36 protein-coding genes are annotated in these 25,858 nt (G+C 61.0%); 22 read left to right on the plus strand and 14 right to left on the minus strand.

What is annotated here, in order from left to right; translation table 11 throughout:
- Positions 1–53 precede the first annotated feature (53 nt).
- Together ACR0DA_RS15425 and ACR0DA_RS15430 are read right to left on the minus strand one after the other, a co-directional pair.
- A complete protein-coding gene (locus ACR0DA_RS15425; protein ID WP_480754792.1) occupies positions 54–893 on the minus strand; it encodes a flagellar motor protein MotB in 840 nt (279 codons plus the stop codon).
- Positions 894–986: 93 nt separating this feature from the next.
- Positions 987–2,324, minus strand: coding sequence for a FliI/YscN family ATPase (locus tag ACR0DA_RS15430; protein ID WP_480754794.1), 1,338 nt, complete (start codon positions 2,322–2,324; stop codon positions 987–989).
- 87 nt (positions 2,325–2,411) lie between these two features.
- On the opposite strand from ACR0DA_RS15430, the gene ACR0DA_RS15435 reads away from it, so the two are divergent.
- From ACR0DA_RS15435 to ACR0DA_RS15475, 9 genes are read left to right on the plus strand one after another with little or no spacing between them, the layout of a single operon-like run.
- Positions 2,412–2,801: a FlgB family protein gene (locus ACR0DA_RS15435; protein WP_170373273.1), complete on the plus strand. Its 390-nt coding sequence runs from the start codon at positions 2,412–2,414 to the stop codon at positions 2,799–2,801.
- Between the two features lie 10 nt (positions 2,802–2,811).
- Positions 2,812–3,198 (plus strand): flagellar basal body rod protein FlgC, encoded by a 387-nt coding sequence (flgC, locus tag ACR0DA_RS15440; protein WP_170372473.1) that lies wholly within the window; start codon positions 2,812–2,814, stop codon positions 3,196–3,198.
- Between the two features lie 12 nt (positions 3,199–3,210).
- Positions 3,211–3,501 (plus strand): flagellar hook-basal body complex protein FliE, encoded by a 291-nt coding sequence (gene fliE / locus ACR0DA_RS15445; protein WP_170372471.1) that lies wholly within the window; start codon positions 3,211–3,213, stop codon positions 3,499–3,501.
- A gap of 3 nt (positions 3,502–3,504) precedes the next feature.
- On the plus strand, positions 3,505–3,777 hold the full coding sequence (locus ACR0DA_RS15450; protein ID WP_093963653.1) for a flagellar biosynthetic protein FliQ: 273 nt from the start codon (positions 3,505–3,507) through the stop codon (positions 3,775–3,777).
- Entirely contained in the window at positions 3,777–4,487 is a 711-nt protein-coding gene (locus tag ACR0DA_RS15455) for a flagellar hook-basal body complex protein (RefSeq protein WP_480754796.1), read from the plus strand. Before ACR0DA_RS15450 ends, ACR0DA_RS15455 begins: the two co-directional genes overlap by 1 nt.
- Before the next feature lie 24 nt (positions 4,488–4,511).
- The gene (gene flgG / locus ACR0DA_RS15460) at positions 4,512–5,297 is read left to right on the plus strand and encodes a flagellar basal-body rod protein FlgG (RefSeq protein WP_480754798.1); all 786 of its coding nucleotides are present in this window, start codon (positions 4,512–4,514) and stop codon (positions 5,295–5,297) included.
- Positions 5,297–5,713 carry a flagellar basal body P-ring formation chaperone FlgA gene (flgA, locus tag ACR0DA_RS15465; RefSeq protein ID WP_480754800.1) on the plus strand — a complete coding sequence of 139 codons (417 nt, stop codon included), beginning with the start codon at positions 5,297–5,299 and terminating at the stop codon, positions 5,711–5,713. The genes flgG and flgA overlap by 1 nt, the downstream gene beginning before the upstream one ends.
- Before the next feature lie 2 nt (positions 5,714–5,715).
- The gene (gene flgH, locus ACR0DA_RS15470; RefSeq protein ID WP_480754802.1) at positions 5,716–6,444 is read left to right on the plus strand and encodes a flagellar basal body L-ring protein FlgH; all 729 of its coding nucleotides are present in this window, start codon (positions 5,716–5,718) and stop codon (positions 6,442–6,444) included.
- A 9-nt stretch (positions 6,445–6,453) separates the two neighbouring features.
- Positions 6,454–6,969: a flagellar basal body-associated FliL family protein gene (locus ACR0DA_RS15475; RefSeq protein WP_170601027.1), complete on the plus strand. Its 516-nt coding sequence runs from the start codon at positions 6,454–6,456 to the stop codon at positions 6,967–6,969.
- Between the two features lie 27 nt (positions 6,970–6,996).
- On the opposite strand, the gene ACR0DA_RS15480 is transcribed toward ACR0DA_RS15475, so the two are convergent.
- From ACR0DA_RS15480 to ACR0DA_RS15515, 8 genes are all read right to left on the minus strand, one after another.
- Positions 6,997–7,383 carry a hypothetical protein gene (locus ACR0DA_RS15480; RefSeq protein ID WP_480754803.1) on the minus strand — a complete coding sequence of 129 codons (387 nt, stop codon included), beginning with the start codon at positions 7,381–7,383 and terminating at the stop codon, positions 6,997–6,999.
- Positions 7,380–8,468 (minus strand): flagellar type III secretion system protein FlhB, encoded by a 1,089-nt coding sequence (flhB, locus tag ACR0DA_RS15485; RefSeq protein WP_170601029.1) that lies wholly within the window; start codon positions 8,466–8,468, stop codon positions 7,380–7,382. Before flhB ends, ACR0DA_RS15480 begins: the two co-directional genes overlap by 4 nt.
- Positions 8,465–9,238 carry a flagellar biosynthetic protein FliR gene (locus tag ACR0DA_RS15490; protein WP_480754805.1) on the minus strand — a complete coding sequence of 258 codons (774 nt, stop codon included), beginning with the start codon at positions 9,236–9,238 and terminating at the stop codon, positions 8,465–8,467. Before ACR0DA_RS15490 ends, flhB begins: the two co-directional genes overlap by 4 nt.
- Entirely contained in the window at positions 9,235–11,262 is a 2,028-nt protein-coding gene (gene flhA, locus ACR0DA_RS15495) for a flagellar biosynthesis protein FlhA (protein WP_480755033.1), read from the minus strand. The genes ACR0DA_RS15490 and flhA overlap by 4 nt, the downstream gene beginning before the upstream one ends.
- 63 nt (positions 11,263–11,325) lie before the next feature.
- A complete protein-coding gene (locus tag ACR0DA_RS15500; protein ID WP_480754807.1) occupies positions 11,326–12,030 on the minus strand; it encodes a lytic transglycosylase domain-containing protein in 705 nt (234 codons plus the stop codon).
- Between the two features lie 72 nt (positions 12,031–12,102).
- Positions 12,103–12,531, minus strand: a complete 429-nt coding sequence (locus ACR0DA_RS15505) for an Lrp/AsnC family transcriptional regulator (RefSeq protein WP_093963783.1) — start codon at positions 12,529–12,531, stop codon at positions 12,103–12,105.
- 56 nt (positions 12,532–12,587) lie between these two features.
- A complete protein-coding gene (locus ACR0DA_RS15510) occupies positions 12,588–13,907 on the minus strand; it encodes an MFS transporter (RefSeq protein WP_480754809.1) in 1,320 nt (439 codons plus the stop codon).
- Positions 13,907–14,161, minus strand: coding sequence for a metal-sensing transcriptional repressor (locus ACR0DA_RS15515; protein ID WP_170343144.1), 255 nt, complete (start codon positions 14,159–14,161; stop codon positions 13,907–13,909). Before ACR0DA_RS15515 ends, ACR0DA_RS15510 begins: the two co-directional genes overlap by 1 nt.
- Before the next feature lie 132 nt (positions 14,162–14,293).
- Between ACR0DA_RS15515 and ACR0DA_RS15520 the strand changes: the two genes are divergently transcribed.
- The 7 genes from ACR0DA_RS15520 to ptsN all read left to right on the plus strand — a co-directional run bounded on the left by ACR0DA_RS15520 (position 14,294) and on the right by ptsN (position 19,075).
- Positions 14,294–14,908 carry a ribonuclease D gene (locus tag ACR0DA_RS15520; RefSeq protein WP_170343143.1) on the plus strand — a complete coding sequence of 205 codons (615 nt, stop codon included), beginning with the start codon at positions 14,294–14,296 and terminating at the stop codon, positions 14,906–14,908.
- On the plus strand, positions 14,905–15,873 hold the full coding sequence (locus ACR0DA_RS15525) for a KpsF/GutQ family sugar-phosphate isomerase (RefSeq protein WP_480754810.1): 969 nt from the start codon (positions 14,905–14,907) through the stop codon (positions 15,871–15,873). The genes ACR0DA_RS15520 and ACR0DA_RS15525 overlap by 4 nt, the downstream gene beginning before the upstream one ends.
- Before the next feature lie 12 nt (positions 15,874–15,885).
- Positions 15,886–16,485, plus strand: a complete 600-nt coding sequence (lptC, locus tag ACR0DA_RS15530; RefSeq protein ID WP_170359908.1) for an LPS export ABC transporter periplasmic protein LptC — start codon at positions 15,886–15,888, stop codon at positions 16,483–16,485.
- 3 nt (positions 16,486–16,488) lie between these two features.
- A complete protein-coding gene (locus tag ACR0DA_RS15535) occupies positions 16,489–16,980 on the plus strand; it encodes an LptA/OstA family protein (protein WP_170343140.1) in 492 nt (163 codons plus the stop codon).
- Positions 16,980–17,738 (plus strand): LPS export ABC transporter ATP-binding protein, encoded by a 759-nt coding sequence (lptB, locus tag ACR0DA_RS15540; RefSeq protein ID WP_093963638.1) that lies wholly within the window; start codon positions 16,980–16,982, stop codon positions 17,736–17,738. The genes ACR0DA_RS15535 and lptB overlap by 1 nt, the downstream gene beginning before the upstream one ends.
- 252 nt (positions 17,739–17,990) lie before the next feature.
- A complete protein-coding gene (gene hpf / locus ACR0DA_RS15545; RefSeq protein WP_170342438.1) occupies positions 17,991–18,554 on the plus strand; it encodes a ribosome hibernation-promoting factor, HPF/YfiA family in 564 nt (187 codons plus the stop codon).
- 56 nt (positions 18,555–18,610) lie between these two features.
- A complete protein-coding gene (gene ptsN, locus ACR0DA_RS15550; RefSeq protein ID WP_170343139.1) occupies positions 18,611–19,075 on the plus strand; it encodes a PTS IIA-like nitrogen regulatory protein PtsN in 465 nt (154 codons plus the stop codon).
- A gap of 60 nt (positions 19,076–19,135) precedes the next feature.
- On the opposite strand, the gene dalA is transcribed toward ptsN, so the two are convergent.
- Positions 19,136–19,654, minus strand: coding sequence for a divisome-associated lipoprotein DalA (dalA, locus tag ACR0DA_RS15555; protein ID WP_093963636.1), 519 nt, complete (start codon positions 19,652–19,654; stop codon positions 19,136–19,138).
- 169 nt (positions 19,655–19,823) lie between these two features.
- Between dalA and ACR0DA_RS15560 the strand changes: the two genes are divergently transcribed.
- Both ACR0DA_RS15560 and ACR0DA_RS15565 read left to right on the plus strand, forming a co-directional pair.
- Complete coding sequence (locus tag ACR0DA_RS15560; protein WP_170365582.1) at positions 19,824–20,423, plus strand: L,D-transpeptidase; 600 nt, start codon at positions 19,824–19,826, stop codon at positions 20,421–20,423.
- A gap of 138 nt (positions 20,424–20,561) precedes the next feature.
- Positions 20,562–20,744, plus strand: a complete 183-nt coding sequence (locus tag ACR0DA_RS15565) for a hypothetical protein (protein WP_005979327.1) — start codon at positions 20,562–20,564, stop codon at positions 20,742–20,744.
- Positions 20,745–20,818: 74 nt separating this feature from the next.
- On the opposite strand, the gene hemH is transcribed toward ACR0DA_RS15565, so the two are convergent.
- Positions 20,819–21,868 (minus strand): ferrochelatase, encoded by a 1,050-nt coding sequence (hemH, locus tag ACR0DA_RS15570; RefSeq protein ID WP_480754811.1) that lies wholly within the window; start codon positions 21,866–21,868, stop codon positions 20,819–20,821.
- A gap of 55 nt (positions 21,869–21,923) precedes the next feature.
- Complete coding sequence (locus ACR0DA_RS15575; protein WP_170343136.1) at positions 21,924–22,754, minus strand: methyltransferase domain-containing protein; 831 nt, start codon at positions 22,752–22,754, stop codon at positions 21,924–21,926.
- Between the two features lie 40 nt (positions 22,755–22,794).
- Here ACR0DA_RS15575 and ACR0DA_RS15580 point away from each other — a divergent pair, with 40 nt between their 5' ends.
- The 4 genes from ACR0DA_RS15580 to ACR0DA_RS15595 are packed head-to-tail and all read left to right on the plus strand — an operon-like array spanning position 22,795 to position 25,079.
- Positions 22,795–23,499: a double zinc ribbon domain-containing protein gene (locus ACR0DA_RS15580; protein WP_480755035.1), complete on the plus strand. Its 705-nt coding sequence runs from the start codon at positions 22,795–22,797 to the stop codon at positions 23,497–23,499.
- A gap of 37 nt (positions 23,500–23,536) precedes the next feature.
- On the plus strand, positions 23,537–23,794 hold the full coding sequence (gene grxC / locus ACR0DA_RS15585) for a glutaredoxin 3 (protein ID WP_170342430.1): 258 nt from the start codon (positions 23,537–23,539) through the stop codon (positions 23,792–23,794).
- Entirely contained in the window at positions 23,794–24,624 is an 831-nt protein-coding gene (locus tag ACR0DA_RS15590; protein ID WP_170367537.1) for a carbon-nitrogen hydrolase family protein, read from the plus strand. Before grxC ends, ACR0DA_RS15590 begins: the two co-directional genes overlap by 1 nt.
- A gap of 14 nt (positions 24,625–24,638) precedes the next feature.
- Positions 24,639–25,079, plus strand: coding sequence for a MarR family winged helix-turn-helix transcriptional regulator (locus ACR0DA_RS15595; protein WP_170343133.1), 441 nt, complete (start codon positions 24,639–24,641; stop codon positions 25,077–25,079).
- Between the two features lie 3 nt (positions 25,080–25,082).
- Here ACR0DA_RS15595 and ubiG read toward each other — a convergent pair whose 3' ends face one another.
- Positions 25,083–25,829: a bifunctional 2-polyprenyl-6-hydroxyphenol methylase/3-demethylubiquinol 3-O-methyltransferase UbiG gene (ubiG, locus tag ACR0DA_RS15600; RefSeq protein WP_480754812.1), complete on the minus strand. Its 747-nt coding sequence runs from the start codon at positions 25,827–25,829 to the stop codon at positions 25,083–25,085.
- Positions 25,830–25,858: the final 29 nt, after the last annotated feature.

Raw genomic sequence — 25,858 nt, forward strand, 5'->3', positions numbered from 1 at the left:
GCGCTGGGCCTTAACAGCGCGCTAACAAGTAAAATGCCAGATATCCTCCGATCTCAGGGATTGCGTAGAAACACGATCTCGATCCGGTTGTTGCGGGCCGCCATCGGGTTTTTCACCGCCAGCTTGCGATCGGCATGACCCGTGACCCGTTCAAGCCGTTTGGCGCCGACCCCCTTGTCCTGAAGCATCTGCCGTACCACCTGCGCGCGCGAAGTCGACAGATCCCACGACGGATTTCGGGCCAGAACCACCGGAGAGGAATGCACGTGACCCTCGACCGAGATGGAATTCATCACCATGTCCGATGAACGTGCAACCAGCAGTACCAGTGCACGCATCATCTGCGTTGGAGAATCGGAACCTCTCTCGAACAACGGCTCATCTTCGGTATCGAACAGCTCGACGATCAGACCCTCGTCCGTCACCCGAGTGACAATATGCTTCAAGGCCTTTTTGGACACCATGCTTTCGCCTGACCGCCCCAGCAGCCGCGCCTCGAGCGACGAGAAGCCTTCGAACGCGCCGCGCCCGCCGCCATCGGCATCCACACCGGTCGAACCCCGCGCGCGCTTGGCCTCGGTCGGGTTCTTGTTCGTCGCTCCCGAGCCGTCCATCACCATGGTTTTCTCCGAGAACATATTGTCGCCCCCAAAGGCCCCGTCGCCCCCGCCGGAAACGGGATTGATCGGAATTGTCGGTGAGAAGTAGTCCGCCAAACCCTTGCGTTGCTTTTCTGTCGTTGCGTTCAGCAGCCACATCAACATGAAGAACGCCATCATGGCCGTCACGAAGTCCGCATACGCGACCTTCCAGGCGCCGCCGTGATGGCCATCGCCACCCGAAACGCGCTTCTTCTTGATGATGATCGGCGCCGCATTTGATTGCGCACCCATCTAAACCACCCTTTTTCACCCACCCATTGGATTAACAGCGCGGGGATTAAGGGCGGCTTAATATCTAAAACTGTTCAGACCTTTGCCGACCCATCATTGGACCATCCCGGCGTTGGCCCGGCGCAGGATGACCGAAAGGCGGTTGAGACTGTTCTGGACTCCGTCCGGATCGAGTTTGCCGAAAAAGCCATCAAGCTCGTCATGGATGCGAACCGCCTGATCCAGGAGCGGGTCCGTGCCCGGCGTGTACAGACCCGCCTTGATCATCACTTCGGACTGCTCGTAGCTTCCGACCAACCGGCGGGCTTCGGTGATCAGCTTGTTTTCCTCGGGTGTCGCCGCAGCCGGTAAAGAGCGCGAGACCGAACGGCTGAGCGCGATGGCTGGAAAGCGCCCTCGCTCGGCGATCTCGCGACTTAGCACGATATGCCCGTCAAGAACGCCGCGCAGGATGTCGGCCACCGGTTCATCCATGTCCGAACCCGCGACCAGAACGCTGAACACGGCGGTGATGTCGCCCTGATCGGCGGTTCCCGGGCCGGCGCGTTCACAAAGGCCGGCGATCATCGGTGTGACCGAAGGCGGAAAACCCCGCAGGGACGGGGCCTCACCCATGGCGACGGCGATCTCGCGATGCGCCTCGGCGAACCGGGTGACAGAGTCGCACAGGAACAGAACGCTCAGACCCTGATCCCGCAAAAACTCGGCCGCTGTCATCGCAGACCAGGCGCAGCGCCGGCGGGCCAGAGCTGATTGGTCGGACGTGGCCGCAACCACGATCGAGCGCCCCATACCTTCGGCGCCCAACGCGGTCTCGACGAATTCATTCACTTCGCGCCCGCGTTCGCCCACCAGCGCGACGACCACTGTATCGGCTTGCATGGATCTGGCCAGCGTTGCCAGCAAACTTGATTTTCCCACACCCGACCCCGCAAAAAGGCCGACACGCTGCCCCTGGACGATCGGAAGCAGGGTGTTCAAAATCGCCAACCCGGTGGCCATACGGTCTCCCAGCGGTTTGCGGTCGACGGCCCGGGGGGGCGCGGACATCACGTTGCGGGCCTGCCTCCCGGGCAGAAGCGGTTTGCCGTCCAGCGGTTTGCCGAAGGGATCGACCACGCGACCAAGCCAATGCAAGCCGGGTGCAAAAACCGGAGTCGGCTCAAGATAGACCCGGTCCCCCAAGCGCACGCCGTCAGGGGCTCTGCCAGGCAGCATGTGAACAGCCCCGGCCTCGACCTGCAGCACTTCGCCGGCCAACGGCTGGTCGTCGCGTCGCTGCAAAATCAGATGGTCGCCGATGCGCGTGTGTTCCGCCAGCCCTTCGACCTCGATCACCCCACCGGAAACACCAGCGACCAGACCCATGTGCCGCACCGGAGAAAGCCGTTCGAACTGGCACTTCAGAATCGAGGGATCGAGGTCGGACATGGCGTCGGCTCCAATTGGTTTCTGAAAACGGTTTCTAAAGGAATCGGGGTTAAGCCTTGATTGAAATTGATCGAGGGAGAAGCCCCGATGTTCTCGGACCTGAACGTCTTTAAAGTTGCGTACGCCCTGGCAACCCACGCCGGACAACGGCAGGCGGTCATCTCGCGCAACATGGCCAATGCGGATACGCCCGGCTACCGGGCTCGCGATATTGAGCCGTTTGCGGAAGCCTTTGAAAAATCCAGTGCCACCAGCGCAATGAGCGCGACCCGCGACGGTCATTTGAACGGTGTCGGGCCGGGCGGCATGACTTGGGCCGAGCATATGCGCGGCGGCGCCGTCGATCCCAACGGCAATGGAGTTTCGCTTGAAGAAGAAATGCTGAATGCGGTCGAGGTCAAGCGACAGCATGACCGCGCGCTGGCCATCTACAAGTCCTCGATCGGGATCCTGCGCACCGGTCTGGGCAAAGCGTAAGGAGGCCGTCATGAGCGATTTCTCCAAGTCCCTTGCCGTCACCGCCAGCGCGCTGCGGGCGGAGGCCGCGCGCCTGCGCCATGTTTCGGAAAACATCTCGAACGCGGATACTCCGGGTTACCGGCGCAAATCGGTCCCTTTCGAGACGGTGCAAAAGGACGGCACTGATCTGGTTCAGGCCGGTCGGGTCAGGCTGGACCGGCGGGCGTTGCCTCGGATCTATGATCCCGGCCACCCGATGGCGGACGCCAGCGGATACTACGCAGGGTCCAATGTCGATCTGATGGTCGAGATCGCCGACGCGCGTGAGGCGCAACGCAGTTACGAAGCAAACCTCAAGATGTTCGACCAGACCCGACAGATGTCGGCCAGCCTCATGGAATTGTTGAAAAAATAAAGGAAAGCCAGAATGGATATCCGATCGATCACCGCGGCTCAGAGCTATGCGCATGCCCGCCCGGCCACCCAAGCAGATCCGGGAACAAGTGGCGCGGCACAAGGGCTGCGCGCAACCTTTCAGGACTTTGCGGCAACCCTGAAACACAGCGAAGAGGTCGCCAGTGCGGCCATGATTGGTCTGGCCGACCCACATGCCCTCGTGCAGGCACTGGCCCAGACCGAACTTGCGGTCGAAACAGCGGTTGTGGTGCGCAACAAGGTCGTTGAGGCCTACCAGGAAATTCTGCGGATGCCGGTCTGAACGATGCTTAGCGAAGGTCTGTTCTATGACGTCGTACGTCAGGCCCTGTGGATTGCCGTGATCACTTCAGTTCCGATTCTGACGGTTGCGCTGGTCACGGGTTTGGCCGTGGGCCTGTTCCAGGCCCTGACGTCCATCCAGGAGATGACCCTGACCTTCGTTCCCAAGTTGGTGGCCATCGTCATCGTGTTCTGGGTCTCGATGGGGTTCATGACGCAGACGCTGGTCACATTCTTCACCTCGACACTGGTTCCGCTGATTGCAGGAGGCCGCTGATGGATACAGTCTACGTCACCTTGTCCCGTCAAACCGGGCTGATGAACGAAATGCGCCTGGTCGCGAACAATATCGCCAATGCGCACACGACGGGTTACCGCCAGCAGGGTTTGGTGTTTTCCGAGTTTGTGCGGGACCTTCCCGGCAGCCCCTCTCTGTCCATGAGCCGTGCTCAGGCGCGCAACACGTCTTTTGCACAGGGCGTGCTGACGGAAACCGGTGGGCAATTCGATTTTGCAATCGAAGGCAGTGGGTTTTTCTTGGTTGAAACTCCGTCCGGCAACCGTCTGACCCGGGCGGGCAGCTTTTCACCGGACGCCAATGGCGATCTGGTGACGATGGATGGGCACCGCGTGCTGGACAGCAACGGGGCCCCGGTCTTCATCCCACCGGACGCAGCAACCATTGGTGTGGGCGGCGACGGGACGCTCAGCGTGAATGGACAGGCTTTGGGCCAGATCGGGGTGGTTCAGCCCGCGGAAGGCACCGAGTTGGTGCGGGAAGGCAGAACCCTGTTCAAACCGGAAGGCGAGGTCGAGCCGGTCGAGCAGCCAGTGGTTCTGAACCGGTTTCTGGAGGGTTCGAACGTCAACGCCATCGGCCAGGTGGCCCGGCTGATCGAAATCCAGCGTGCCTACGAACTGGGTCAGAGTTTTCTTGACGCCGAAGATGAAAGGGTCCGCGGCGCCTTGAAGACCTTGATGCGCTGATCTGAAACTGCAGGAGAAACCGAAATGCGAGCCCTGAAAATTGCCGCGACTGGAATGGCGGCGCAACAAATGCGGGTCGAGACGATCTCGAACAACCTGGCGAACATGTCGACCACGGGCTACAACGCCCGGCGGGCTGAATTTGCGGATCTGCACTATCAGCAGATGGCTCGCGCCGGCACGGTGAACGCCGCGGACGGGACTGTCCTGCCGACGGGAATACAGCTTGGTCTGGGTGTGCGTCCCGCGGCCGTGACTGTCGAGTTGGCCCAAGGCGCGTTGTCCGCGACGGGCAGTGACCTGGACATCGCGATCGAAGGGCGCGGATATCTCGAGGTGGTTCTGCCAAACGGCCAGTCGGCCTATACCCGTGACGGCAGTCTGAAGCGATCGGCCGAAGGCCTCATCGTCACGTCGGGCGGGTTTGCGGTCGCCCCCGAAATCACCATCCCGGACGACGCGCGGTCGATTTCCATCAACGCGTCCGGCGAGGTCTACGCCTATTTTGACGACACAGCGGAAGGGCAACTGCTGGGGGAATTCACGCTGGCCAGCTTTTCCAATGCCAAGGGCCTCGAGGCCATCGGCAGCAACCTGTTCAAGGAAACCGAGGCTTCGGGCGCTCCGATCGTGGGCACCCCAGGCGAGGACGGGCTCGGAATGCTGCGTCAAGGCTATTTGGAAGACAGCTCGGTCGATGCGGTACGCGAGGTGACTGATCTGATCGAGGCGCAGCGCGGCTATGAAATGAATGCCAAGGTGATTTCGGCCGTCGACCAGATGATGGGCGCGACGACACAGGTACGCTGATGCGGGTCGTGGGCTTCATATCGCTGTGGCTTCTTCCGGTTGCCGCGTTTGCTGACATAGTCGTGCCGACCAGAACGATCCGGGCCAAGGAGATCATTGAATCCGCTGATCTTCAGGTGAAATCCGGTGAGGCACCCGGCGCGGTAAATGATCCTGCAGACCTGATCGGGCAGGAAGCCAAGACCGCTCTGTATCCCGGTCGGCCAATTCTGATGGCAAGTGTCGGCCCTCCCGCCCTGGTCGATCGGAACGATCTGGTGACGCTTGTCTTCGTGAAAGGCGGACTGTCCATCGCGGTCGAAGGGCGCGCGCTGGGCCGCGGAGCCGCCGGTGATCGCATCCGAGTCATGAACCTGTCGTCACGAACGACGGTAACCGGAAAAATCCGTCCCGACGGCCAAATCGAGGTATTTTGATCATGAAACTGTCCAGACCCCTGTTGCTGGCCATCCTGTCCCTTTCCGCCTGCGGGCGTTTGGACCATCTGGGCAAACCGCCCAGCCTGTCGCCAACTACGGAAACTCCGGAACACGTGGCGATGTTGTGGCCGGGTTTGCCGTTGCACACTCAATCTCAGCGCGCCGTGGACGGCGCGTCTTTGTGGAGTGGGGGTCAGCAGTCTCTGCTGGGTGATCAGCGCGCTATCAAGAAGGGCGATATTCTGACTGTCGTGATCGAGCTTGATGAAAAGGCCGAAATCTCGAACGATACAAACCGGTCGCGCGGCAGCTCGGAAGATCTCAAGGTTCCCGGCCTCTTGGGATTGCCCCAGCGCGCAGCGAAACACCTGCCAGATGGTGCGTCACTGGACGAGGCGGTTTCGATCGATTCCGCGTCAGTCAGCAAGGGCAAGGGGTCGGTGAAACGCAAGGAAAAGCTGACACTGCGCGTCGCCGCAACGGTGATCGATGTCCTGCCGAACGGCGTCCTGTCGATTTCCGGAACACAGGAACTGAGGGTGAATTTCGAACTTCGCGAGCTGCTGGTGTCTGGCTATGTGCGTCCGCAGGACATCTCGCGCCAGAACGAGATTACCTACGACAAGATTGCGTCTGCACGGGTGTCCTATGGCGGCCGCGGCCAGATCACGGATGTTCAGCAGCCACGATACGGGCAACAGGTGCTGGACGCGCTGTTGCCGTTCTAAGGTGTTCAAATGATGAAGAAACTGCTCCCCGTTCTCTTGTTGATTGCAGGTCTCGGGGCCGGCGCTGCGGCTGGGCTTTTTTTGACACCGGGACCAGCGGATACCGAGGCCGATGCCAAAGCGCCGGAGCGCCACGCCAAGGAGACAACAGACAAGGCGAACAAAACCTCCGGCCACAGTGAGACGTCCGTCAAGGCCGGTCCCTATGAGTATCTCAAGTTGACCAAACAGTTCGTCGTTCCGGTCGTCGAAGAAAACGAAATCTCTGCTCTGGTGACCATGTCGCTGAGCCTGGAAACCCGGCCGGGCATCTCGGAGGAGTTCTACGAAATCGAACCGAAACTGCGGGACGGGTTTCTTCAAGTGCTGTTTGATCACGCGAATATTGGTGGGTTCGACGGCGAATTCACGCAATCGGACAATCTTGAGGTGCTGCGAAGGTCTCTGTTGGAGGTTGCCCGAAAGGACCTTGGCGATGACGTGTCCCGTGTTTTGATCATGAGCGTGAGCCGCCAGGACACCTGACGCCAAAGGTCGGGCTTCAGCTTCGGTTTACTGGTTCATCAGTTTCCTGGCGCGTGCAATGCGCAGCGCGGTTTCTTGATCGCGCTGCAACGACTCAACCGCCTGTTTGCGGCCGAATGCTCGGCGAAGGTCCTCCATCATTGCCAGTTTCCGGGATCTGACGCGCGCCAATTCAGTGTTGAGGTTACGCCGGGTTCTGGACTCCCACCCGTGCCACAAGACGTCCGCGCCAGCGATCTGGTACCCAAGGGTTTGCGCGGCGTCCGACGCCGTTTGGGCAACCTGCGCGTTCAGCGCGCTGATCTGTGCCTGAATGCGGCTTTCGGCCTCAAGTATCGGATTCAGTTTCTGAAACTCTCTTTCGAATGAAGCCGCCGTGACCGCCGCTAGATCCCTTAGCTTCGCGCGTGTCATCCGACCGCTCCTTTCGCGCGTTTTCGCATGGCTTCGGCAAATCGGATGGCCGCAGCGACAGGGCGATACAGGTCTTCCGTTATCTCCTTTCCGATCTCGACGGTCGCATGCAGGGCCCGCGCCGTCGGCGGATCCGAATGAATCGGAACTCCTGACTCCATCGCCGTTCGGCGGATTGTCGCGGCAATTTCGTCAACGCCCTTTGCGACGCAGACGGGTGCGGTTCCACGGGCGCGGGTCCATTTCAATGCCACCGCAAAATGCGTGGGGTTGACGATGACCACGTCGGCCTTTGGAACCTCGGCCATCATCTGGTTGGTCGCAATCTCTTGCGCGCGCTGGCGTCTTTGCTGTTTGACATGCGGATCGCCTTCCGAGTCCTTCGTCTCGTCCTGCAGTTCTTTGCGCGACATTCGATTTTTGCGCATGTGCTCGGAATACTGCCACAGGTAGTCGATGACCCCGATGGTCAGCGTGACGGCGACGACGATGAACAGGAACCGAAACAGTAGGTTCATCATCAGCGGGATGGAGGCTCGTGCGGGGCTGGCTGCAGCCGTCAGGATGTCCGCCAGGTTGGATTTCAAAAACACGGCAAGGCATATGCTGTAGATCACCAGCTTGATGAAGCTTTTGAGGAACTCAAAAAGTCCGGCACGACCGAACTTGTTCTTGGCATTGGATGGGATTGAAATGCGGGACATCTTCGGCGTCAGTTTGCTTGGGGCAAACACCAGGGCGCGCTGTGCCAAGAGGTTCAGCAACACAAACGCCGCTGGAACCGCCAACAGAATGCCCGCGGAAACGGCAACCTTTGCTATCAGCCCGCCGACCGGTGCAGCCGAGCTGCCAGACGTCAACAACAGTGACAGTTCCGGGGCCTGATCAATCAGAACCATCAGGGATGATCCCAAATGTTCGGTCGAAAACTGCCCGACCGCCAAAAGAGCGATTGTCAGGCCGGAATAGGCGGCAACAGCGGACAGGTCATTTGATTTGACGACCTCACCCTTTTCCCGAGCCTTCTGCAGTTTCTGCGGTGTCGCCTCGAAGGACTTGTCGGTGTCGTCGTCCGTGCTGCTCATTCCGGTGCTCCGATCGGATCAAGCAAGTACTGGAACAGAACGTCAGACCAGACCGCAAGGATGACCGGCGCTCCCGCGAACAGAAGGAACAAACCGGCAAAGGTGATTGCCGGCGCGCCCACAAAGGCGACCATCAGTTGAGGCATGGCCCGGTTGATGACACCCAGGGCCAGGTTGTAGATCAATGATGCAATGACAAACGGCATGGCCAGCCCAAAGGCCAATGCAAAGCTGCGCGATACCTGCGACACCCCCCAACGTGACAGATCGGTCGCCATCGGGGCGGCACCCACCGGGAATAGTGAATAGCTGTCGATCAGGAATTGGGCCGCCCGGATGTGAACGCCCATCAGTGTGGCAAGGGCCAACCCGGACAGGGTCAAGAAATGACCCATCGCCGGGGCCGGGTCCGCAGCGGCGCCACCCAGGATCTGCGATAACGACGTGGCTTGCGCGGCCATCGACCCGGCGGTTTGAAGGGCGAGTACCAGTAGCCGAAGTCCGATCCCCAAGGTCAGGCCGATCAGGATTTCGGTCAGTATCAATTGAACCAGCGGCATCAGGCCACTGTCGGGCTCGGCAATGGAAACCGACGGCGCGACGACCAGCGTGAATGCGATTGCGACTCCCAGCTTTACGCGGGTTGGAATGCTGCGCTCCCCGAAAGCTGGCAGCAGGGAAACCAGCGCTGAAACCCTGAGAAAAACCGCAAACGAGGACCACAGGACGCCCCCCAGTTGAGCCAGCAAGTCCGGCGGCAGCCCAATCACGCCGGCACCGTTCCGACCAGAGCCGGCCGCGCTTCGAGCCCAATTTCCTCGAACGACAGGACAGGATTCGAAATTCCCCGCGCGTGCATGATGGTACGCAGCAACCTGCGCCGCCGCGTCGAGGTTACCAACGCCGGGAACACACCCTGATCCGCGCTGCGTGTTATCGTCGTGACGACGCCATCGGCCAGTTTGTTGAACAGATTGGGGGGCAGCGCCACATCCAATCCAGCATTCGGAGTGTCGATCTGGTAGGTGGAGAACGTCTCCTCCCATTCCGGCGCCAACTGGATCAGGGGAATCGAGCCGTCGCCACGCTTCAAGTCCGCCACCAGTTGGAAGCCCAGTCGCTGACGCACGATTTCGCAGATCGCCTCAGGCTGCGTCGTGGTCATCCGCGCTTCGGCCACGCTTTCCAGGATCAGCGCCATGTTGCGGATCGAAACCCGTTCTTCGAGCAGCAGCCTCAAAACCGCGTGCAGGGTGCCGATCGGAACCTTGTCGGGGATCAGCTCATCCAGCAGCTTTCGGTTTGCCTCGGCCCGGGCCGGGTCGCTGAGGCGGGTCATCTCGGACAGGAGCCGACGCAGGGATTTCAGGGTCAGCAGGCGCGGGAAGTTCTGCTTGATGATTTCCAGCAGATGGGTGGCCAGAATCTCGGGCGGGGTTACGATGGTTGCGCCGCTCAGCGCGGCGGCCTCTTGATCCTTGGGCAGGATCCATCGGGCGGGCGCGCCGTAGACGGGTTCGGTGACGTCATTGCCTTCCGGCAACAGATCCAGCCGGTCCTGCACCAGCGCCAGGATCAGGTCGGGGTGAAGCACTCCCCGGGCCTGTTCGACGCCCTGAACACGAATGACGTAAGTGCCCGTCGGCAAGTCGGCCCGGTCTGTCAGCCGGATCTCTGGCAGGATCAATCCAAAGCTCGACGCGACGTAGGTCCGCATGTTGGCGATCCGAGCGTCCAATCCGGAGCCGGGGTTCAACACCATGCTGACCAGATCCGGGGCAAATTCGAGGTGAACGTCGTCGAGGTCAAGGACGTCTCCGATGCCTTGTGAAGCCTTGGGCTCGGCGTCCGAAGCCGGCATCTGCGCCGCCTCTGTGGCAGCCGATTGTTTTTTGTGAACAACAAAGGCCGCATAACCCAGGATCACGCCGCCGAGAATGAACGGCAGAAAAGGCAGCCCGGGCACCAGCGCAAACAGCACCATCAGGATCGCAACGGTTGCCAGCGCAGCTGGATGACGCCCCAGTTGCGAAAACAAGGCGGTGTCGGTTGCACCCTGCGTACCACCGCGGGCCAGCAACAGGGCGGATGCGATAGAGATGATGACCGCCGGTATCTGCGTGACCAACCCGTCACCAACAGTCAGGATCGCATAGGTTTCAAACGCCGAGGCGACCGGCATACCGTGCACGATCACCCCCATGATCAACCCCATCACCAGGTTGAGCAGGGTAATCAGCAACCCGGCAATCGCGTCGCCCTTGACGAATTTGGATGCCCCGTCCAGCGACCCAAAAAAGGTGGTCTCCTGTTGCTCAAACTCGCGCCGTTCCTTGGCTTGCTGATGGTCGATGGCGCCGGCAGACATGTCGCTATCGATGGCAAGCTGTTTGCCCGGCATACCGTCAAGGGCAAAGCGGGCTCCGACCTCGGCCATGCGCGCCGCACCTTTGGTGATCACCATGAAATTCACGATCAGCAGCACGCCGAACACGACGAGACCCAGGAAGATACTGCCGCTCATGACGAATTGGGCAAAGCCCTCGATGACGTCACCGGCGGCGTTCGGGCCGGTATGACCCTGCCCGATGATCAGCTTGGTCGAAGACACGTTGAGCGACAGGCGCAGCATCAGCGAGGCCAGCAAGATCGTTGGGAAAGACGAGAAATCCAGCGGCCGCTCAATGAACAAGGTCAGGGTGAAAATCAGGATGGCCAGTGCGAACGAGGCCGCAAGGCCAATGTCCAGTACCCAGGATGGCATTGGCAGGATCATCATGACGATCACCGTCATCAAGGCCAACGCCAGTAGAACGGTGGGTGAAAACAAGGATCGGGGGTCAAGCTTTGGCACGCGTCACTCCTGATCGAACGCGATGAAGGCAGCAGCAGCGGCGGAAGCGGGAACCAATGAGCCCAAGCGGCCCGGCCCGGTTCGGCCACGACCGTGCGGGATCAAAGGCGCGGCCGCCCGGGAAAACGGATCGCGCCCCGTGGGACCCGGCTGCGCCGGCGGCACACCGTCGAGATTGGCGAGGATGGTTTCAAACCGGTCTGTATAAGCCTGTGCGAGGTCCGGCGTGCGCGAATGATAGGCGCCAACCGCATGCCCCCACGAACCCTGTTCGGCAAAAAGCGTCTTCAGGAACTGCGCCGCGTAGGCTGCGTTCTGATCCGGATCAAACATAGCGTCTATGGACCGGAAGGCTTTGCCATGCCAGCGGTAGTTGATCTGGAAGCAGCCTATATCAAAACTGCGCGCACCCGCTTTGAACACGTCGAAGACAAAGGCCTTGGCCTCGGTCTCGGTGGCGAACCAGTACCCTTTGCCCTCGACATTGACGGTCCAGGGCCAGGGTGTCAGGCGGCCCTTCATCGTGCGCCCGGTCTCGGTTCGGGTAACGGCCAACAGGATATCCTGCGGCACACCTTCGGCCATTGCCGCCCGACGCGCGGCCCGGTCGCAGACGTCAGTCGCGTGGCCATCCGACCATGCTAGGGCGGCAGGCGCGGCGGCGGTTAGCCAAACGGCGATCGAGATGAAAAACTTGAGCTCTGGCATTCTGCCGGTCCGGGGATTCTTGTGTCCGGGCCAAGCTAGCCAGTTTTGGGTTTACAGAGGGTTATCGGGACCTCAGCCCCGATCGATTCGGCGGCCGAACACAACGCTGGTGTTGGTCCGCAGCACTCCCGGGATCGCCGCTAGCTCATCAACCAGAATGTCCAGATCCTCGATCCGCGGCGCTTCGGCGGACAGCAACAGATCGAATTCTCCATTGATCGACAGGCACAGCTTGACCTCTGGATAGGCTTCCAGCCGCTTGATGATGCGGGCGGTTTCTTTCTGCTGTACCTCCAGCAGGACAACGACCTGGACCTTGGGCGTGTCCTCGGCCTGGCGCAGGATCACCGAATATCCGGCGATCACACCGTTTCTCTCCATCCGGCTGATACGTTCATGCACCGTAGTCCGGGCCACCCCGAGCGTTGCCGCGATATGGGTGGTCGAGGCGCGCGCGTTGTGTTGCAGCGCGGCAATGATGCGGCGATCAAGCTGGTCCATCGATGCTCCGTGTTCCGAAGGGATGGTTCGGGTGTATGCCAGTTTGGCGTCTGCGCTCAAGGCTGATGCGGGTATCGGGGGTGAAGGTCGTCGATGATGATCGGGTGGGCGTGCTCTGCCGATCCGGACAGGTGCGGATGGTCGACCGGCAGGTCCGGATGCTGGTGGATGACCGCGCCCGGCTCGGCGCGAGGCCATGCCAACAGAGCTCCGACCAGACCGCACAGTGACAGAACGGTCAACAAAGCCATGGCCACTGTCGCACCGAACGCTGTCATGACCCATCCGGCCAGCGGGTAGAGAACCAACCAGCAGGCATGCGACAGGGTGAATTGGGCGGCGAAGACGGCCGGGCGGTCTTCGGCGTGGGCCGACCGGGTCAGCAGGCGCCCCGACGGGGTCAGGGTTGCCGAGTATCCGAAGCCGACCAGTGCCCAGATTGCGGACAGCCCGGCAAGGCTCATGGGTACAGCTGCAGACAGGATCGCAGCAAACGCCATGGCCGCGGTGGCAATTGTCGCACCCGCCAGCATCACTTTGCGGTCCTCGAACCGCCGCAAAACCGCCGGCAAGGCAAATGCCGCCAGCATGGACCCGCTGCCGAATCCGGCCAGCGCGATGGCCACGGCACTGTCGGACAACCCCAGGCTTGCACGCACGATGACGACGGTATTGACCAGGACCATCGCGCTGAGCGCTGCGGCGCTCCAGCTCAAAGCAAGCAACCCCCGAAGGCGCGGTGTGGCCAGATAAATCCGCAGACCGCGGGTCGTGCGGTCGAAGATCCCGCGCGGCCGGACGGGCGTGGGAGAGGGAAGGGTAACCGACATGACCAAAAAGGCCGAGGCGACAAAGCCGAGGCTTGTTCCCAGAAACAGGCTGTCGAAGCTGACGAAGATCAGCAGGAACGCGGCCAGCATCGGGCTCACCAGACTTTCCAGATCATAGGCCAGGCGCGACAACGACAGCGCCTTGGTATAGTCCTGCTGGTCGGTCAGAACGTCTGGTATCGTGGCCTGAAACGCCGGGGTGAACCCGGCCGAAGCAGATTGCAGAACGAAGATCAGAACGTAGACCTGCCAGATTTCGGTCACGAACGGCAGGCACAGCGCCACTGCGGCGCGGACGAGGTCCAGCGTCACAAGCAGTTTTCGCCGGTTCAGCCGTTCCGCAAAGGCCGCCGCTACCGGTGCGACCGTAACATAGGCAACCATCTTTATCGTCAGTGCCGTACCCAGAACCAGGGCCGCAGAGCTTCCGGCAAGATCGTAGGCCAGAAGCCCCAGGGCCACCGTGGCAAGACCGGTGCCCGTCAAGGCCACGATTTGCGCAGCAAGCAGGTGAAGATAGACCCGGTTTCGCAGAACGCTGAGCATCACAGGTACTTGGTGATGGCCTTGAAGGCGTCGACCGAGTCGGCGTCGCCCGATGCCAGGCAATGGTCGACATGATCATGGATCAGTGTCCGCTTGGCATTCGTGATCGCCTTTTCCACGGCAAAAAGCTGCTGGGCGATGTCCGGACAGGGCTCCTGGTCGTCCAGCATGGCGATGACCTTGGCCAGATGCCCATGTGCGCGTTTCAGGCGCGCGATGATCTGCGGGTGAGTTGAATGCTTGTGAGGGTTCATGCATTAACCCTATCCCCCCCATGGGGATGCATCAAGCCTGCGGGAGATCAATCGCGGCATCGGTCCGGATGGCGTTGAGTTTGCAGGCCAAACACCCTATTTCGGGGACGATACCGAACGAAGGAAGCACGTGTGGCGAACCATCTGTACAAGAACGACCTGCCCGATGGGCTGGATCTGGGTCCGATCGTGGCCATTGATTGTGAGACCATGGGGCTCAACCCGCACCGGGATCGCCTGTGCGTGATTCAGATGTCCGGGGGTGACGGCGATTGCCATATCGTGCAGGTCGAAAAGGGCCAAACCTCGGCGCCGAACCTGAGTGCCATGCTGGAAAACCCGGATGTGCTGAAGCTGTTTCATTTCGGGCGGTTCGACATTGCCGCGATGTATCATGCCTTCGGGGCGTTGGCCGCTCCGGTGTATTGCACCAAGATCGCCAGCCGCCTTGTGCGCACCTATACCGATCGTCATGGACTCAAGAACCTGTGTCAGGAGTTGCTGGGCGTCGATATCTCGAAACAGCAACAGATGAGCGATTGGGGTGCGGAGACCCTGACCGAGGCCCAACTAGATTATGCGGCCTCCGACGTCCTGTATCTGCACCGTCTGCGTGATGCCTTGAACGCGCGGTTGGCGCGTGAAGGGCGCACCGAGATGGCGCAGGCCTGTTTTGACTTCCTGCCGATGCGTGCCAGACTGGATCTGGCCGGATGGCCTGAAACGGATATTTTTGCGCACTCATGACAGACAATGAATCCTTTCTGAAGGTTGCCCGTCAGGTAATCACCGACGAAGCCCGGGCGTTGGATGTTTTGGCCGACAGCCTTGACGACCGGTTTGCCGAAGCCGTTCAGCTGATCCTGCAGGCCACAGGGCGGATCATCATCAGCGGCATCGGCAAGTCGGGACACATCGGCCACAAGATCGCCGCAACCCTGGCCAGCACCGGCACGCCGGCCTATTTCGTTCATCCGGCCGAGGCCAGCCACGGCGATCTGGGGATGGTGTCGAAAGGAGACGTGGTTCTGGCTATCTCAAATTCGGGCGAAGCACCGGAACTGGCCAATCTTCTGGCCTTTACCCGGCGGTTCGGCATTCCGTTGATCGGCCTGTCCAGCAAGCCCGAAAGTTCGTTGATGAAACAGGCAGACGTTCATTTGCTGATCCCCTCTCTTGGCGAGGCCTGCGGTTATGGGATGGTGCCGTCGATTTCGACCACGCTGACGCTGGCCATGGGCGATGCGCTGGCGATTGCGCTGATGAAATATCGTGACTTCAAGCCAGAAGATTTCCGCGCCTTCCATCCGGGCGGCAAACTGGGCGCGCAGCTGAGCGCCGTACGTGATCTGATGCACAGTGGCGATGCGGTGCCGCTGGTTTCTGCCGATACACCGATGAGCGACGCGTTGATCGAGATCAGCCAGAAAGGCTTTGGCGTGGTCGGGGTGACGGACGCGGATGGCAAGCTTGCCGGCATCATCACCGACGGCGACCTCCGGCGCCACATGGAGGGGCTGCTGAACAATACAGCCGCTCGGGTCATGACCCGCAATCCGACCACGATCGCACCGGATTCGCTGGCCGAAGAAGCCGTGGCGATCATGAACGCGCGCAAGATCACCTCGTTGTTCGTGGTCGACCCCGAACAGCCGGGATTGGCGCAGGGCCTTCTGCATATTCACGATTGCCTGCGCGTCGGGCTGGGCTGACAGGAGGCGCAGGTGGACCGCTATTCCCGAATGGTGCAGTTCCTGAAGGTTCTGTTGCCGCTGGCGGCGATTCTGCTGCTGTCCACGGTATTCCTGCTGTCGCGCAGCATCGAAACCAACGTCTCGGGTCCGTTCACCCAGCAGGATATCGACGAACGGCTTGAGGGGCAGCTTGTAACCCGCCCGAACTATCGGGGGACCACCCGCAAGGGCGAAGATGTCCAGGTCGAGGCGGTGCGGGCCAGCCAGGGAACTGCCGACAGCGATCCAAGAGCAACCGAATTCCGTGGCCGGTTCGGCCTGCTGAACGGTGGGGTGATCACACTGGACTCCAACTCGGGGTCGATCAGACCGGACAAGGCGACGGCCACCTTCACGGGGGACGTGGTGATCACCACTACGGACGGGATCCGGGTGACGACAGACCTATTGAATACTTCTTTGGACGAGATCCGGGGCGATACGCCCGGTCAGGTGCAGGGAACGGGACCAATCGGCAATTTCTCGGCTGGGCGGATGACATTCGGCGCTGAAAAAGACGGTGGACCGGTCCATATTCTTTTTACAGATGGCGTTAAGCTGTTATATGAGCCGAAAAAAGCCGAAAGATAGACTGTGTTTGATTTTCGTTTCGTCCTCGTTTGTTTCGCTCTGGCCGTGGGTTCGGTGCCAGCGTCCGCGCAGGAAGCGCAGGTGGCCTTTGGGTCGGTGAAGGCCGATCCCAGTCTGCCGGTCGAAGTGACATCCGAGACACTGAACGTCAATCAAGAGGACGGTTCGGCCGAGTTTCTTGGCAACGTCATTGTCGTGCAGGGCGAAATGCGCCTGTCCGCCGGTCGCGTGCTGGTGATCTACAACCAGGATCGGTCTGGGATCGAACGCATGGAGGCCTCGGAAAACGTCGTGCTTGTCAGCCCGCCGGATGCCGCCGAAGGGGATTGGGCGGAATACACCATCGACTCGGGTGTGATCGTGATGAAGGGCAACGTTCTGCTGACGCAGGGGCCCAGCACGATCAGCGGCGACCAGATGATTGCGAACCTGACAAGCGGAACCGCGACCATGTCGGGGCGGGTCAAGACGATCCTTCAGCAGGGCGGCAATTGATGGCGGGCCCGCAACTGTCCGTTGCCGAAGGGTCTCAGGGTCTGAAGATTCAGAAACTGCGCAAATCCTATCGCAAAAAGACCGTGATCCGGGACGTGTCGATGACGCTGGACCGGTCCGAGGTCGTGGCGTTGCTAGGGCCTAACGGCTCGGGCAAGACGACGACCTTCTATTCCGTTGCCGGGCTGGTGTTCCCCGAGGCCGGAACGGTCACATTGGACGGTCAGAATGTGACCACTCTGCCGATGTATCGCCGGGCTCGCATGGGCATCGGGTATCTGCCGCAGGAAATGTCGATTTTTCGCGGCTTGAGTGTCGAGGACAATATCTCGGCCGTGCTCGACATTGCGGTGAAGCATGTGCACCGCCGCAAGGAACGTCTGGAAGAGCTGCTTTCGGATTTTTCGATCGAGCATTTGCGGCGGGCGCCTGCCCTTGCATTGTCGGGCGGTGAGCGCCGTCGCGTCGAGATAGCCCGCTGTCTGGCCGCCGACCCCAAGTACCTGCTGCTGGACGAGCCATTTGCCGGCGTCGACCCGATCAGCGTGGGCGATATCCGGCATCTGGTGGCGGATCTGAAGAAGCGTGGAATCGGCGTACTGATCACCGACCACAACGTGCGGGAAACGCTGGAAATTGTGGACCGCGCCTACATCCTGCACGACGGGCAGGTGCTGATGTCCGGATCGCCCGACGAGGTGGTGGAAAACGAAAATGTCCGCCGCGTGTATCTGGGTGAAAACTTCAAGATTTCATAGGCTTAGCTTTCATTGCGCCAGGCGCATGACAGAATTCGCGTATATACACTCCTGTTTTGATTGACTCTTCTGCCGCCTCTTGGCTCAATTGGGACATGGCATTTTCGCGGTTCCAGACTGGATCTCGATCTCCCTTCTCCGAAGGGCCCTACCGAGGACAACCGCGAAACATGTCTCTACCCCCCACCCGATAAAAACAAGCATGTCACCTGACGTGACGTCATAATGGGTGTGAATTGTGAAGGAGATCACATGCGTTACCAAATCAGCGGCAAACAGATCGACATTGGTGCAGCCTTGCAGACACACGTGCAGGACGCATTGGGCGAGGTCGTGAGCAAATATGCTCAGCGACCGACGGATGCCAACGTCGTCTTTTCCCGTTCAGCGCATGAGTATGTGTGCGAAACCACCATACATATGTCCACGGGCCTGACAGCCCAGGCCAAGGCACATGCAACCGAAATCTATGCAGCATTCGAGGCGTGCTGCGAAAAGATGGAGAAACAGCTGCGTCGCTACAAGCGTCGCCTCAAGGACCACCATCGTGAACGGGCTCAGCCGGTTGAACTCTTCGGAGCGTCATCTTATATCCTCGCCTCGAACGAATCGGACGTGGCCGACGAACCCGACTCATTGCAGCCCATCATCGTGGCTGAGATGGAAACCAAGATCCCATCGTTGAGTGTCGGCGAAGCTGTCATGCAAATGGAATTGGCCGGCGCCCCGGTGCTGGTGTTCAGGAATGAAAACAAGGACGGATTGAACGTCGTGTATCGCCGGGATGACGGCAATATCGGCTGGATCGATCCGTAACAGGCAAGAATTGGGCGGGGCCCCCGGATTTTGGGGGCGTCGCCGTGGAGCAAAACATGGATTTGTCGAGCATACTGAAGCCCGAAGCGGTGCGCGTGCTATCTGCAGCGTCCAGCAAAAAACGGTTGTTTCAGGAAATCGGTGACGTCGCCGCGGGCGCACTCGGACTTGATCCGCAGACCATCGTAGACTGCCTGCTGGAGCGGGAAAGCCTTGGGCCGACCGGCGTTGGCCATGGTGTTGCCCTGCCACACGCCCGTTTGTCCGAGATCGATTCGGTTGCCGGCGTGTTCGTCATGCTGGAAAAGCCCATCGACTTCGGATCGGTCGACCGTCAGCCCGTGGATCTGGCCTTTGCGCTGTTCGCCCCGGAAGACGCCGGTGTCGAGCACCTCAAGGCCTTGGCGCTGGTATCGCGCACGCTGCGCGACGGCGCGGTCTGCTCGAAGCTTCGGGCCAACCCGGATCCGGTCAAGCTGTATGCGATCCTGACCACAGCCCAGTCCATGCAAGCTGCCTGAGACCTGTTAGAAAGAAAAAAGCCCCCGGTTTTCGGGGGCTTTTTTCGTCTGGGGCCATGCTTAACCGCCGGTTCCCATCTCGAGCGTCCACCAGATCTTCCCGCCGTTTTCCTGGTGCCATGCAAACCCCATCTGGGTTGCTTGCGGGTCCATGATCACCGATCGCGGACCCGGTTCCTGCATCCACGCGGCCAGGGTTTCGGTTTCGGTCTCGTAGGTCTCGGAAATCGCTTCACCCAGGAAACGCCCCGCATAACCGGCACGGGCCACCCGGTCGAGCGGCGAAGATCCGTCCGAGCCGAAATGCCAGGGCCGGTTCTGCCGCGACATGTCCTTGGCGTGCGTCGCCGCCGCTGCGTTCAACTGCGCGTTCAACTGCACCGACTGCAGTCCCGACGCCTGCCGCAGGGCGTTTACGGAATCAAGCATGCGGAACTGCAGTTTTTCGGGATTTCCCCGGATCTTGTAGGCTTTGGGCAGCGGGCGCCCATCCGCACCAAGGGTTGAAGTGCCGCTCACGTCGGTACATGCCGCCAGCGCGACAAGGCAAATCAAGAGCAGGGAAAATATGCGCGTCATGATGAGTCCGGTTTGCTTGTTTCCAATTGGCAATACCCTGCCAGCGGCCCATGAGCAAAGGCTCAAATGCACGAACCCGCATGATTCTGCCGGTTTGATTTGCGACTGAAGCATTCTGGCAATAACATAGAGCGGATTCTTGCACATCTTTCGCAGAGGACCTGTCACCATGGTCAAGAAACGCGTTTTCTCTTCGTCCCGCCGCGGATTCCTCGCAGGCGCATCGTCTTTGCTCGCCAGCCCGGCGATCGCCCAATACATCCCGGGCGACCCATTGCGCCCTGCACCCGAGCCTGAACCGGCCGTTCGCCGCAACGTGTCGGGGTTCAAGGCGCAGCAGTGGCAGCCCTACTTCTCGAACACCCGGAACGGGGCGATTCTGGTCGACACCGTTTCCCGCGCTTTGCACTACTGGTCGGAAGATCAGACCGTCTACAAGCTGTACCCGTCCTCGGTTCCGCTGACCGAAGAGCTGACCCGCCGCGGTCGCACAAGTGTCATCCGCAAGGTCGAAGGGCCCAGCTGGTCGCCGACGCCGTCGATGAAGAAAAGAAACCCGGAATGGCCGGATTACATCCCTCCGGGGCCCGATAACCCGCTGGGAACGCACGCGTTGTATCTCAGCTGGAAGTATTACCGGATCCACGGAACCCACGATACGCGGAAAATCGGCCGCCGGTCGTCGAACGGGTGCATCGGGTTGTTCAACGAGAACATCGCAGAGCTGTACGCCATGGCGAAGGTCGGGACGCAAGTGTTGCTAATTTGACGACATTTTCGCGCGCCAACCCGCTTGCACTGCAAGTTGCAATTGCATTCGTTCTGCTTTGCTGATTAGAAAAAACCACGAGGTAAGTCTTAGGTGTGTGGTTCCGCAATTGGGATCGCGCAAACTCTGGAGGTTAATATGAAGAAACTTGTACTCGCTGCTGCACTGACCGCTGCTGCTTCGACCGCATATGCTGGCAACCTGGAAGAGCCGGTTGTTGAGGCACCTGTTGTCGTCGAAGAAACCCAGGGCTCGTCGCAGGGCATCATCCTGCCGCTGATCCTGCTGGTCGTTGTTGCCGCAGCTGTTGCCGCAGGCTAAGTCCAACGGACTACGACAAAAAAGAAAGGCGGTGGATTTCCACCGCCTTTTTTCGTGCTTGTTTCCGGGCCGGTTCAGTCCAGCCAGCCTTTGAGGTTGTCCTCGACAACCTTGCCCAAGGCCGCGATATGCGCGTCCTCGTCGTTGAGGCAGGGAATGTAGGTAAAGCTTTCGCCGCCGGCGTGCTCAAAGCTTTCGCGGATCTCTTCGTTGATCTCTTCCAGCGTTTCAATGCAGTCCGACGAAAATGCCGGGGCGATGACGGCTATGTTCTTTTTGCCCTGCCGAGCCAGTTCCGCGACGTGGTCGACGGTGTAGGGCTTCAGCCATTCCTCGGGCCCGAATCGCGACTGGAAGGTGGTCACCAGTTGATCATCCGCCCAGCCCAGCCGTTCTTTCAACAGGCGTGACGTCTTGGCGCACTGGCAGTGGTACGGATCACCCTGCATCAGATAGCGTTCCGGCATGCCGTGATAGGAGCACACCAAAACGTCCGGCTTGGTCTCCATCGCTGCATAGGCCGTCTCGACCGACTGCGCGAGGGCGTCGATATAGGCCGGCTCGTCGAAATAGGCGGGCACCGTGCGGCTGGCGGGTTGCCAAGCCTCGTCCATCAGTGCGCGAAAGAACTGGTCGTTCGCGGTGGCGGTCGTAGCGCCGGCATATTGCGGATAGAGCGGGAAGAACAGGATGCGGTCACAGCCTTCGGCCACCATCTGGCGGACCTTCGACTTGGTCGAGGGGTTCCCGTAACGCATGCAGAAATCCACCATGACCTTGTCACCATAGCGTTCCTGCATCGCCGCACGCATCTTGGCGGTCTGGTCCTTGGTGATGGTCATCAACGGGCTTTCGCCCTTGTCGTGGTTCCAGATCGACTTGTACGCCGCGCCCGAGCTGAAGGGACGTTTGGTCAGGATGATCGCCTGCAGGATCGGCTGCCATTTCCAGGCCGGATAGTCGATCACCCGCCGGTCGGACAGGAACTCGTTCAGATAGCGGCGCATCGGCCAATAACTGTAGTCGTCCGGGGTGCCGAGATTGGCCAGAAGAACGCCGACACGGCCCATCTTCACTTTTGGGTGGTCTGCCGGAGCGTGTTCCGGGCGGGTGGCATCGAACATGGTGAGCTTCCTGAATTCTGGTTTAGAGGCTGAAATAATCGGTTCGGTCAGCGGGTCAATCGGACAGTTTGCCTTCTTTCGTGCCAAGGGCGTCGGCCAGTCTCATCTGGGCCGAGCCAGGGCGCAACGGCTTGGGCTGGCTGGCATCCGGCGCCCAGCCCGTCAGGCAGATCAGCTCGAACGTGGCACTCAGCCGGCCTTCGGGAGATGTGAAATGCGCGGCGTAAATCTCTTGGGCCCGGGAAAAGACCGCGCGGCGCGACGGGTGTTTCAACCGCTGGGTCATGGCGTTGGTTTCACCCATCGCGCGCAGGTCCCGCATCAGGTGCCACAGGTCGCGATACGTCGCCGTCAGGGGCACTTTGTCCGCAACAGGCAATGCAAAACCCGCACGCTGCAGCAGCGCGCCAAGATCTCGCAACTCGGCCATCGGCGCGACACGGGGGCTGAGACCGCCGGTCACCTCGACCTCGGCCTGACCCAGCGCGGCCCGCAATTCGTATAGCGTTTCACCGCCCAGACACACCACCAACAACAACCCGTCGGGCTGCAGCGCGCGGGCACATTGGATCAGCTGTCCCACCGGATCGTTGGCCCAATGCAGGGCCATCGCATGGACCACCAGATCATGCGCAGCGGGTTTGAGGTCCAGCACGTCGGCATCGGCCACGACCCGGGCGCCCGGCAGGACCGGCGCCCAAATCTCGGGGTAGGGGGCTACGATCGCTGGCGCAGTAAAGGATTTGTTAACCATGGAAAGGCGATCCTGCACCTCGTCCATGGCGGCGTGGTGCAGAAAAAGGGCTTCGTCGCTGATCCGCGCGCGGTGTGCCGCAAGCGCTTTGCGATCGAACAGCGAGGGTGCATTGGGTGCTGGCAAATCCATAAGCCGCAATTATCGCATATGGCAGCGGATTCAAACCGCGATCGAGGTCGTGTATCCGCCACGCTGCATCGGCTGCGGCGAGATGGCGGCCTCGGATTTCGGCCTGTGCGGGCCGTGCTGGCGCGAGACCCCGTTCATCGGCGGGACGGTCTGCCACAGTTGCGGTGCGCCGGTGCCTGGCAGCGATGATGGTCACCGAATCGACTGCGACGATTGTTTGCGCCGCCCACAACCGTGGGCCGAGGGGCGCGCGGCATTGCTGTACCAGGGACGGGCGCGGTCACTGGTTCTGGCCCTGAAGCACGGGGATCGTTCCGAACTGGCAAAACCTGCGGCGCGTTGGATGGCGCAGGCGGGTCGCACCCTGTTTCGACCGGATACGGTGATCGCCCCGGTGCCGCTGCATTGGTCGCGGCTGCTGAAGCGCCGATACAACCAGTCCGCTCTTTTGTCGCTCCAACTGGGAAAGGAGGCGGGCCTGCCGGTCTGTCCGGATCTGTTGATACGCAAGCGGCGTACCCCACCGCTGGAAGGCAAAACGGCGGCCGAGCGTGCGGATACGCTGCGCGATGCGATCACCGTGCATCCGCGCCGGGCGGACCGCTTGAAGGGGCGCCATGTGTTGCTGGTCGATGACGTGATGACATCGGGTGCGACCCTGGCGGCCTGCACCCATGCCTGCCAAGAGGCCGGTGCGGCTCATATTTCCGTGTTGGTACTGGCGCGCGTTGCCAAGGATGCCTAATTCCCCCTAGATTGCGCGAAATCCAAGGGAACGGACCATGAAACCGGTTGTCATATATACCTCGCCGCTGTGCGGCTTTTGCCACGCGGCCAAACGGCTGCTGAATCAGAAAGGCGTCGCCTTCGAGGAAATCGACGTTTTGATGAACCCCAAACGCAAGCCCGAGATGATCCAGCGGGCGGGCGGGCGGCGCACGGTGCCTCAGATCTTCATCGGCGACACCCATGTCGGTGGCTGCGACGATCTGTACGAACTCGAACAGGCCGGCAAGCTGGACCCGCTGTTGGCCGCCTGATGAGAACCGCCCTGCTGCAGATCACCTCGTCGGACGACCCGGCCGCGAACTTGGACATGGTGCGCGCCATGATGGACGAGGCCGCGGGCAAGGGCGCGACGTTCATCCTGACGCCCGAGGTCACCAACTGCGTTTCGACCAGCGGAACGCGCCAACGCGAGGTGCTGCAGCACGAGGAAGACGACATCACACTGGCGGGCCTGCGCGAACAGGCGGCGGAATTGGGCGTGTGGCTGCTGATCGGATCGTTGGGGCTGAAGACTCATGACGCCGACGGGCGGTTCGCCAACCGGTCTTACATGATCGACCCGCAGGGCGGGATCGTCGCGCGCTATGACAAGATCCACATGTTCGACGTGCAGGTCACCGAGACCGAGACTTTTCGCGAATCGGCCAGCTATCGGCCCGGGTCGCGGGCGGTGATTGCCGAGACCGCCTTCGGCAAGGTCGGCATGACCATCTGCTATGACATCCGGTTCCCGCATCTGCACGCCGCGCTGGCACAGGGCGGGGCCACGATCCTGACGGTTCCGGCTGCGTTCTCTCCGGTGACCGGCGCGGCCCATTGGGAGCCGCTTCTGCGCGCCCGCGCCATCGAGACCGGCTGTTGGGTCATTGCCCCCGCGCAGACCGGGGAACACCCCAAGACCCGCGGCAAGACGCGCCATACCCACGGGCACAGCATGGTCGTGTCGCCCTGGGGCGAGGTGCTGATCGACGCAGGCACTCAGACCGGCATTCACTTTTTTGATCTGGATGATAGGTCTGTTACAGAGGCACGGCGGCGCGTGCCGTCCTTGACACATGTTCGCCCGTTCGACGGGCCCTGATCCAGAACCGGGTAATGACTGACGAAACCAACGCCCTTGCGGTCGCGCTGTTCAGCGAGATCCTGACCGCGGACCAATTGCTGCGGAACCGGCTGAGCCGGGTGCTGCCCAAGGGCATGGAAATCTCGCATTTCTCGGTGCTGAACCACCTGGTGTTCGTGGGGGGCGAGCGGACGCCTGCCCAACTGGCCAGCACATTCCATGTGACCCGTGGGGCGATGACCAACACTTTGGCCAAGCTGGAATGGGCCGGATACATCCACATCCGCCCCGATTGGGACGATGCCCGCCGCAAGATGGTGGCGATCAGCCCGGCCGGCCGCCGGGCGCGGGATCAGGCGATCTCGGCCATCGCGCCTCTGATCAACCGGGTCGTGGGCGAGTTGGGCCTTGAGCGTGTGCGCACGACCCTGCCGGTTCTGCGCGACCTGCGCATGAAGCTGGAAGAGGAATAGACCTCAGCCCGGCTTCACGCTGGCGGTGACATAGTTCACGCTCAGATCCCGGTCCGAGATCGACCAGCTCCAGGTGATCGGGTTGAAGACGAATCCCTTGCGGTCCACCGGGTCCAGACCGGCTTGGCGCAGCAGGTCGAACAGCTCGTCCGGGGTGATGAATTTGGACCATTCATGCGTGCCGCGCGGCAGCCAGCGCATCACGACCTCGGCCCCGAAAATCGCCATCGCATAGGATTTCGGGTTGCGGTTGATGGTGGAACAGATTTCCAACCCGCCGGGTTTCAACAGCTGTTGCGCGGCTGTCAGATAGGCCAGCGGATCGGCCACATGCTCGACCACCTCCATGTTCAGGACCACGTCGAACTGCTCGCCCGCGTCGGCCAATGCCTCGGCGGTGGTGTGGCGATAGTCGATCTGCAGGCCGGATTGCTCGGCATGGATTCGAGCGACGGGCAGGTTGCGCTCGGCCGCGTCGGCGCCCACGACCTCGGCCCCCAGCCGCGCCATCGGCTCGCTCAGCAATCCGCCGCCGCAGCCGATATCCAGCAGGCGCAGGCCCTCGAACGGTTTCGCCGCCGTCAGGTCCCGGTCAAATTCGCCCGCGATCTGCTGTGTGATATAGTCCAGACGGCACGGATTGAGCATGTGCAGAGGTTTGAATTTCCCGTGCGGGTCCCACCATTCGGCGGCCATGGCCTCGAATTTTGCGATCTCGGACGGGTCCACCGTGTTCGGATGCGCTTGCATTCCTGTCTCCGTGTGCTCTTTTACGCTGT

The sequence above is a fragment of the Ruegeria sp. CI8 genome (assembly GCF_056536865.1).

What these genes read in the sequence shown, in the direction of transcription:
- ACR0DA_RS15425 (WP_480754792.1), bottom strand. Translation starts at nt 893, where the DNA reads ATGGGTGCGCAATCAAATGCGGCGCCGATCATCATCAAGAAGAAGCGC.
- ACR0DA_RS15430 (WP_480754794.1), bottom strand. Translation starts at nt 2,324, where the DNA reads ATGTCCGACCTCGATCCCTCGATTCTGAAGTGCCAGTTCGAACGGCTT.
- ACR0DA_RS15435 (WP_170373273.1), top strand. Translation starts at nt 2,412, where the DNA reads ATGTTCTCGGACCTGAACGTCTTTAAAGTTGCGTACGCCCTGGCAACC.
- flgC (WP_170372473.1), top strand. Translation starts at nt 2,812, where the DNA reads ATGAGCGATTTCTCCAAGTCCCTTGCCGTCACCGCCAGCGCGCTGCGG.
- fliE (WP_170372471.1), top strand. Translation starts at nt 3,211, where the DNA reads ATGGATATCCGATCGATCACCGCGGCTCAGAGCTATGCGCATGCCCGC.
- ACR0DA_RS15450 (WP_093963653.1), top strand. Translation starts at nt 3,505, where the DNA reads ATGCTTAGCGAAGGTCTGTTCTATGACGTCGTACGTCAGGCCCTGTGG.
- ACR0DA_RS15455 (WP_480754796.1), top strand. Translation starts at nt 3,777, where the DNA reads ATGGATACAGTCTACGTCACCTTGTCCCGTCAAACCGGGCTGATGAAC.
- flgG (WP_480754798.1), top strand. Translation starts at nt 4,512, where the DNA reads ATGCGAGCCCTGAAAATTGCCGCGACTGGAATGGCGGCGCAACAAATG.
- flgA (WP_480754800.1), top strand. Translation starts at nt 5,297, where the DNA reads ATGCGGGTCGTGGGCTTCATATCGCTGTGGCTTCTTCCGGTTGCCGCG.
- flgH (WP_480754802.1), top strand. Translation starts at nt 5,716, where the DNA reads ATGAAACTGTCCAGACCCCTGTTGCTGGCCATCCTGTCCCTTTCCGCC.
- ACR0DA_RS15475 (WP_170601027.1), top strand. Translation starts at nt 6,454, where the DNA reads ATGATGAAGAAACTGCTCCCCGTTCTCTTGTTGATTGCAGGTCTCGGG.
- ACR0DA_RS15480 (WP_480754803.1), bottom strand. Translation starts at nt 7,383, where the DNA reads ATGACACGCGCGAAGCTAAGGGATCTAGCGGCGGTCACGGCGGCTTCA.
- flhB (WP_170601029.1), bottom strand. Translation starts at nt 8,468, where the DNA reads ATGAGCAGCACGGACGACGACACCGACAAGTCCTTCGAGGCGACACCG.
- flhA (WP_480755033.1), bottom strand. Translation starts at nt 11,262, where the DNA reads ATGACGGTGATCGTCATGATGATCCTGCCAATGCCATCCTGGGTACTG.
- ACR0DA_RS15500 (WP_480754807.1), bottom strand. Translation starts at nt 12,030, where the DNA reads ATGCCAGAGCTCAAGTTTTTCATCTCGATCGCCGTTTGGCTAACCGCC.
- ACR0DA_RS15505 (WP_093963783.1), bottom strand. Translation starts at nt 12,531, where the DNA reads ATGGACCAGCTTGATCGCCGCATCATTGCCGCGCTGCAACACAACGCG.
- ACR0DA_RS15510 (WP_480754809.1), bottom strand. Translation starts at nt 13,907, where the DNA reads ATGCTCAGCGTTCTGCGAAACCGGGTCTATCTTCACCTGCTTGCTGCG.
- ACR0DA_RS15515 (WP_170343144.1), bottom strand. Translation starts at nt 14,161, where the DNA reads ATGAACCCTCACAAGCATTCAACTCACCCGCAGATCATCGCGCGCCTG.
- ACR0DA_RS15525 (WP_480754810.1), top strand. Translation starts at nt 14,905, where the DNA reads ATGACAGACAATGAATCCTTTCTGAAGGTTGCCCGTCAGGTAATCACC.
- lptB (WP_093963638.1), top strand. Translation starts at nt 16,980, where the DNA reads ATGGCGGGCCCGCAACTGTCCGTTGCCGAAGGGTCTCAGGGTCTGAAG.
- hpf (WP_170342438.1), top strand. Translation starts at nt 17,991, where the DNA reads ATGCGTTACCAAATCAGCGGCAAACAGATCGACATTGGTGCAGCCTTG.
- ptsN (WP_170343139.1), top strand. Translation starts at nt 18,611, where the DNA reads ATGGATTTGTCGAGCATACTGAAGCCCGAAGCGGTGCGCGTGCTATCT.
- dalA (WP_093963636.1), bottom strand. Translation starts at nt 19,654, where the DNA reads ATGACGCGCATATTTTCCCTGCTCTTGATTTGCCTTGTCGCGCTGGCG.
- ACR0DA_RS15560 (WP_170365582.1), top strand. Translation starts at nt 19,824, where the DNA reads ATGGTCAAGAAACGCGTTTTCTCTTCGTCCCGCCGCGGATTCCTCGCA.
- ACR0DA_RS15565 (WP_005979327.1), top strand. Translation starts at nt 20,562, where the DNA reads ATGAAGAAACTTGTACTCGCTGCTGCACTGACCGCTGCTGCTTCGACC.
- hemH (WP_480754811.1), bottom strand. Translation starts at nt 21,868, where the DNA reads ATGTTCGATGCCACCCGCCCGGAACACGCTCCGGCAGACCACCCAAAA.
- ACR0DA_RS15575 (WP_170343136.1), bottom strand. Translation starts at nt 22,754, where the DNA reads ATGGATTTGCCAGCACCCAATGCACCCTCGCTGTTCGATCGCAAAGCG.
- grxC (WP_170342430.1), top strand. Translation starts at nt 23,537, where the DNA reads ATGAAACCGGTTGTCATATATACCTCGCCGCTGTGCGGCTTTTGCCAC.
- ACR0DA_RS15590 (WP_170367537.1), top strand. Translation starts at nt 23,794, where the DNA reads ATGAGAACCGCCCTGCTGCAGATCACCTCGTCGGACGACCCGGCCGCG.
- ACR0DA_RS15595 (WP_170343133.1), top strand. Translation starts at nt 24,639, where the DNA reads ATGACTGACGAAACCAACGCCCTTGCGGTCGCGCTGTTCAGCGAGATC.
- ubiG (WP_480754812.1), bottom strand. Translation starts at nt 25,829, where the DNA reads ATGCAAGCGCATCCGAACACGGTGGACCCGTCCGAGATCGCAAAATTC.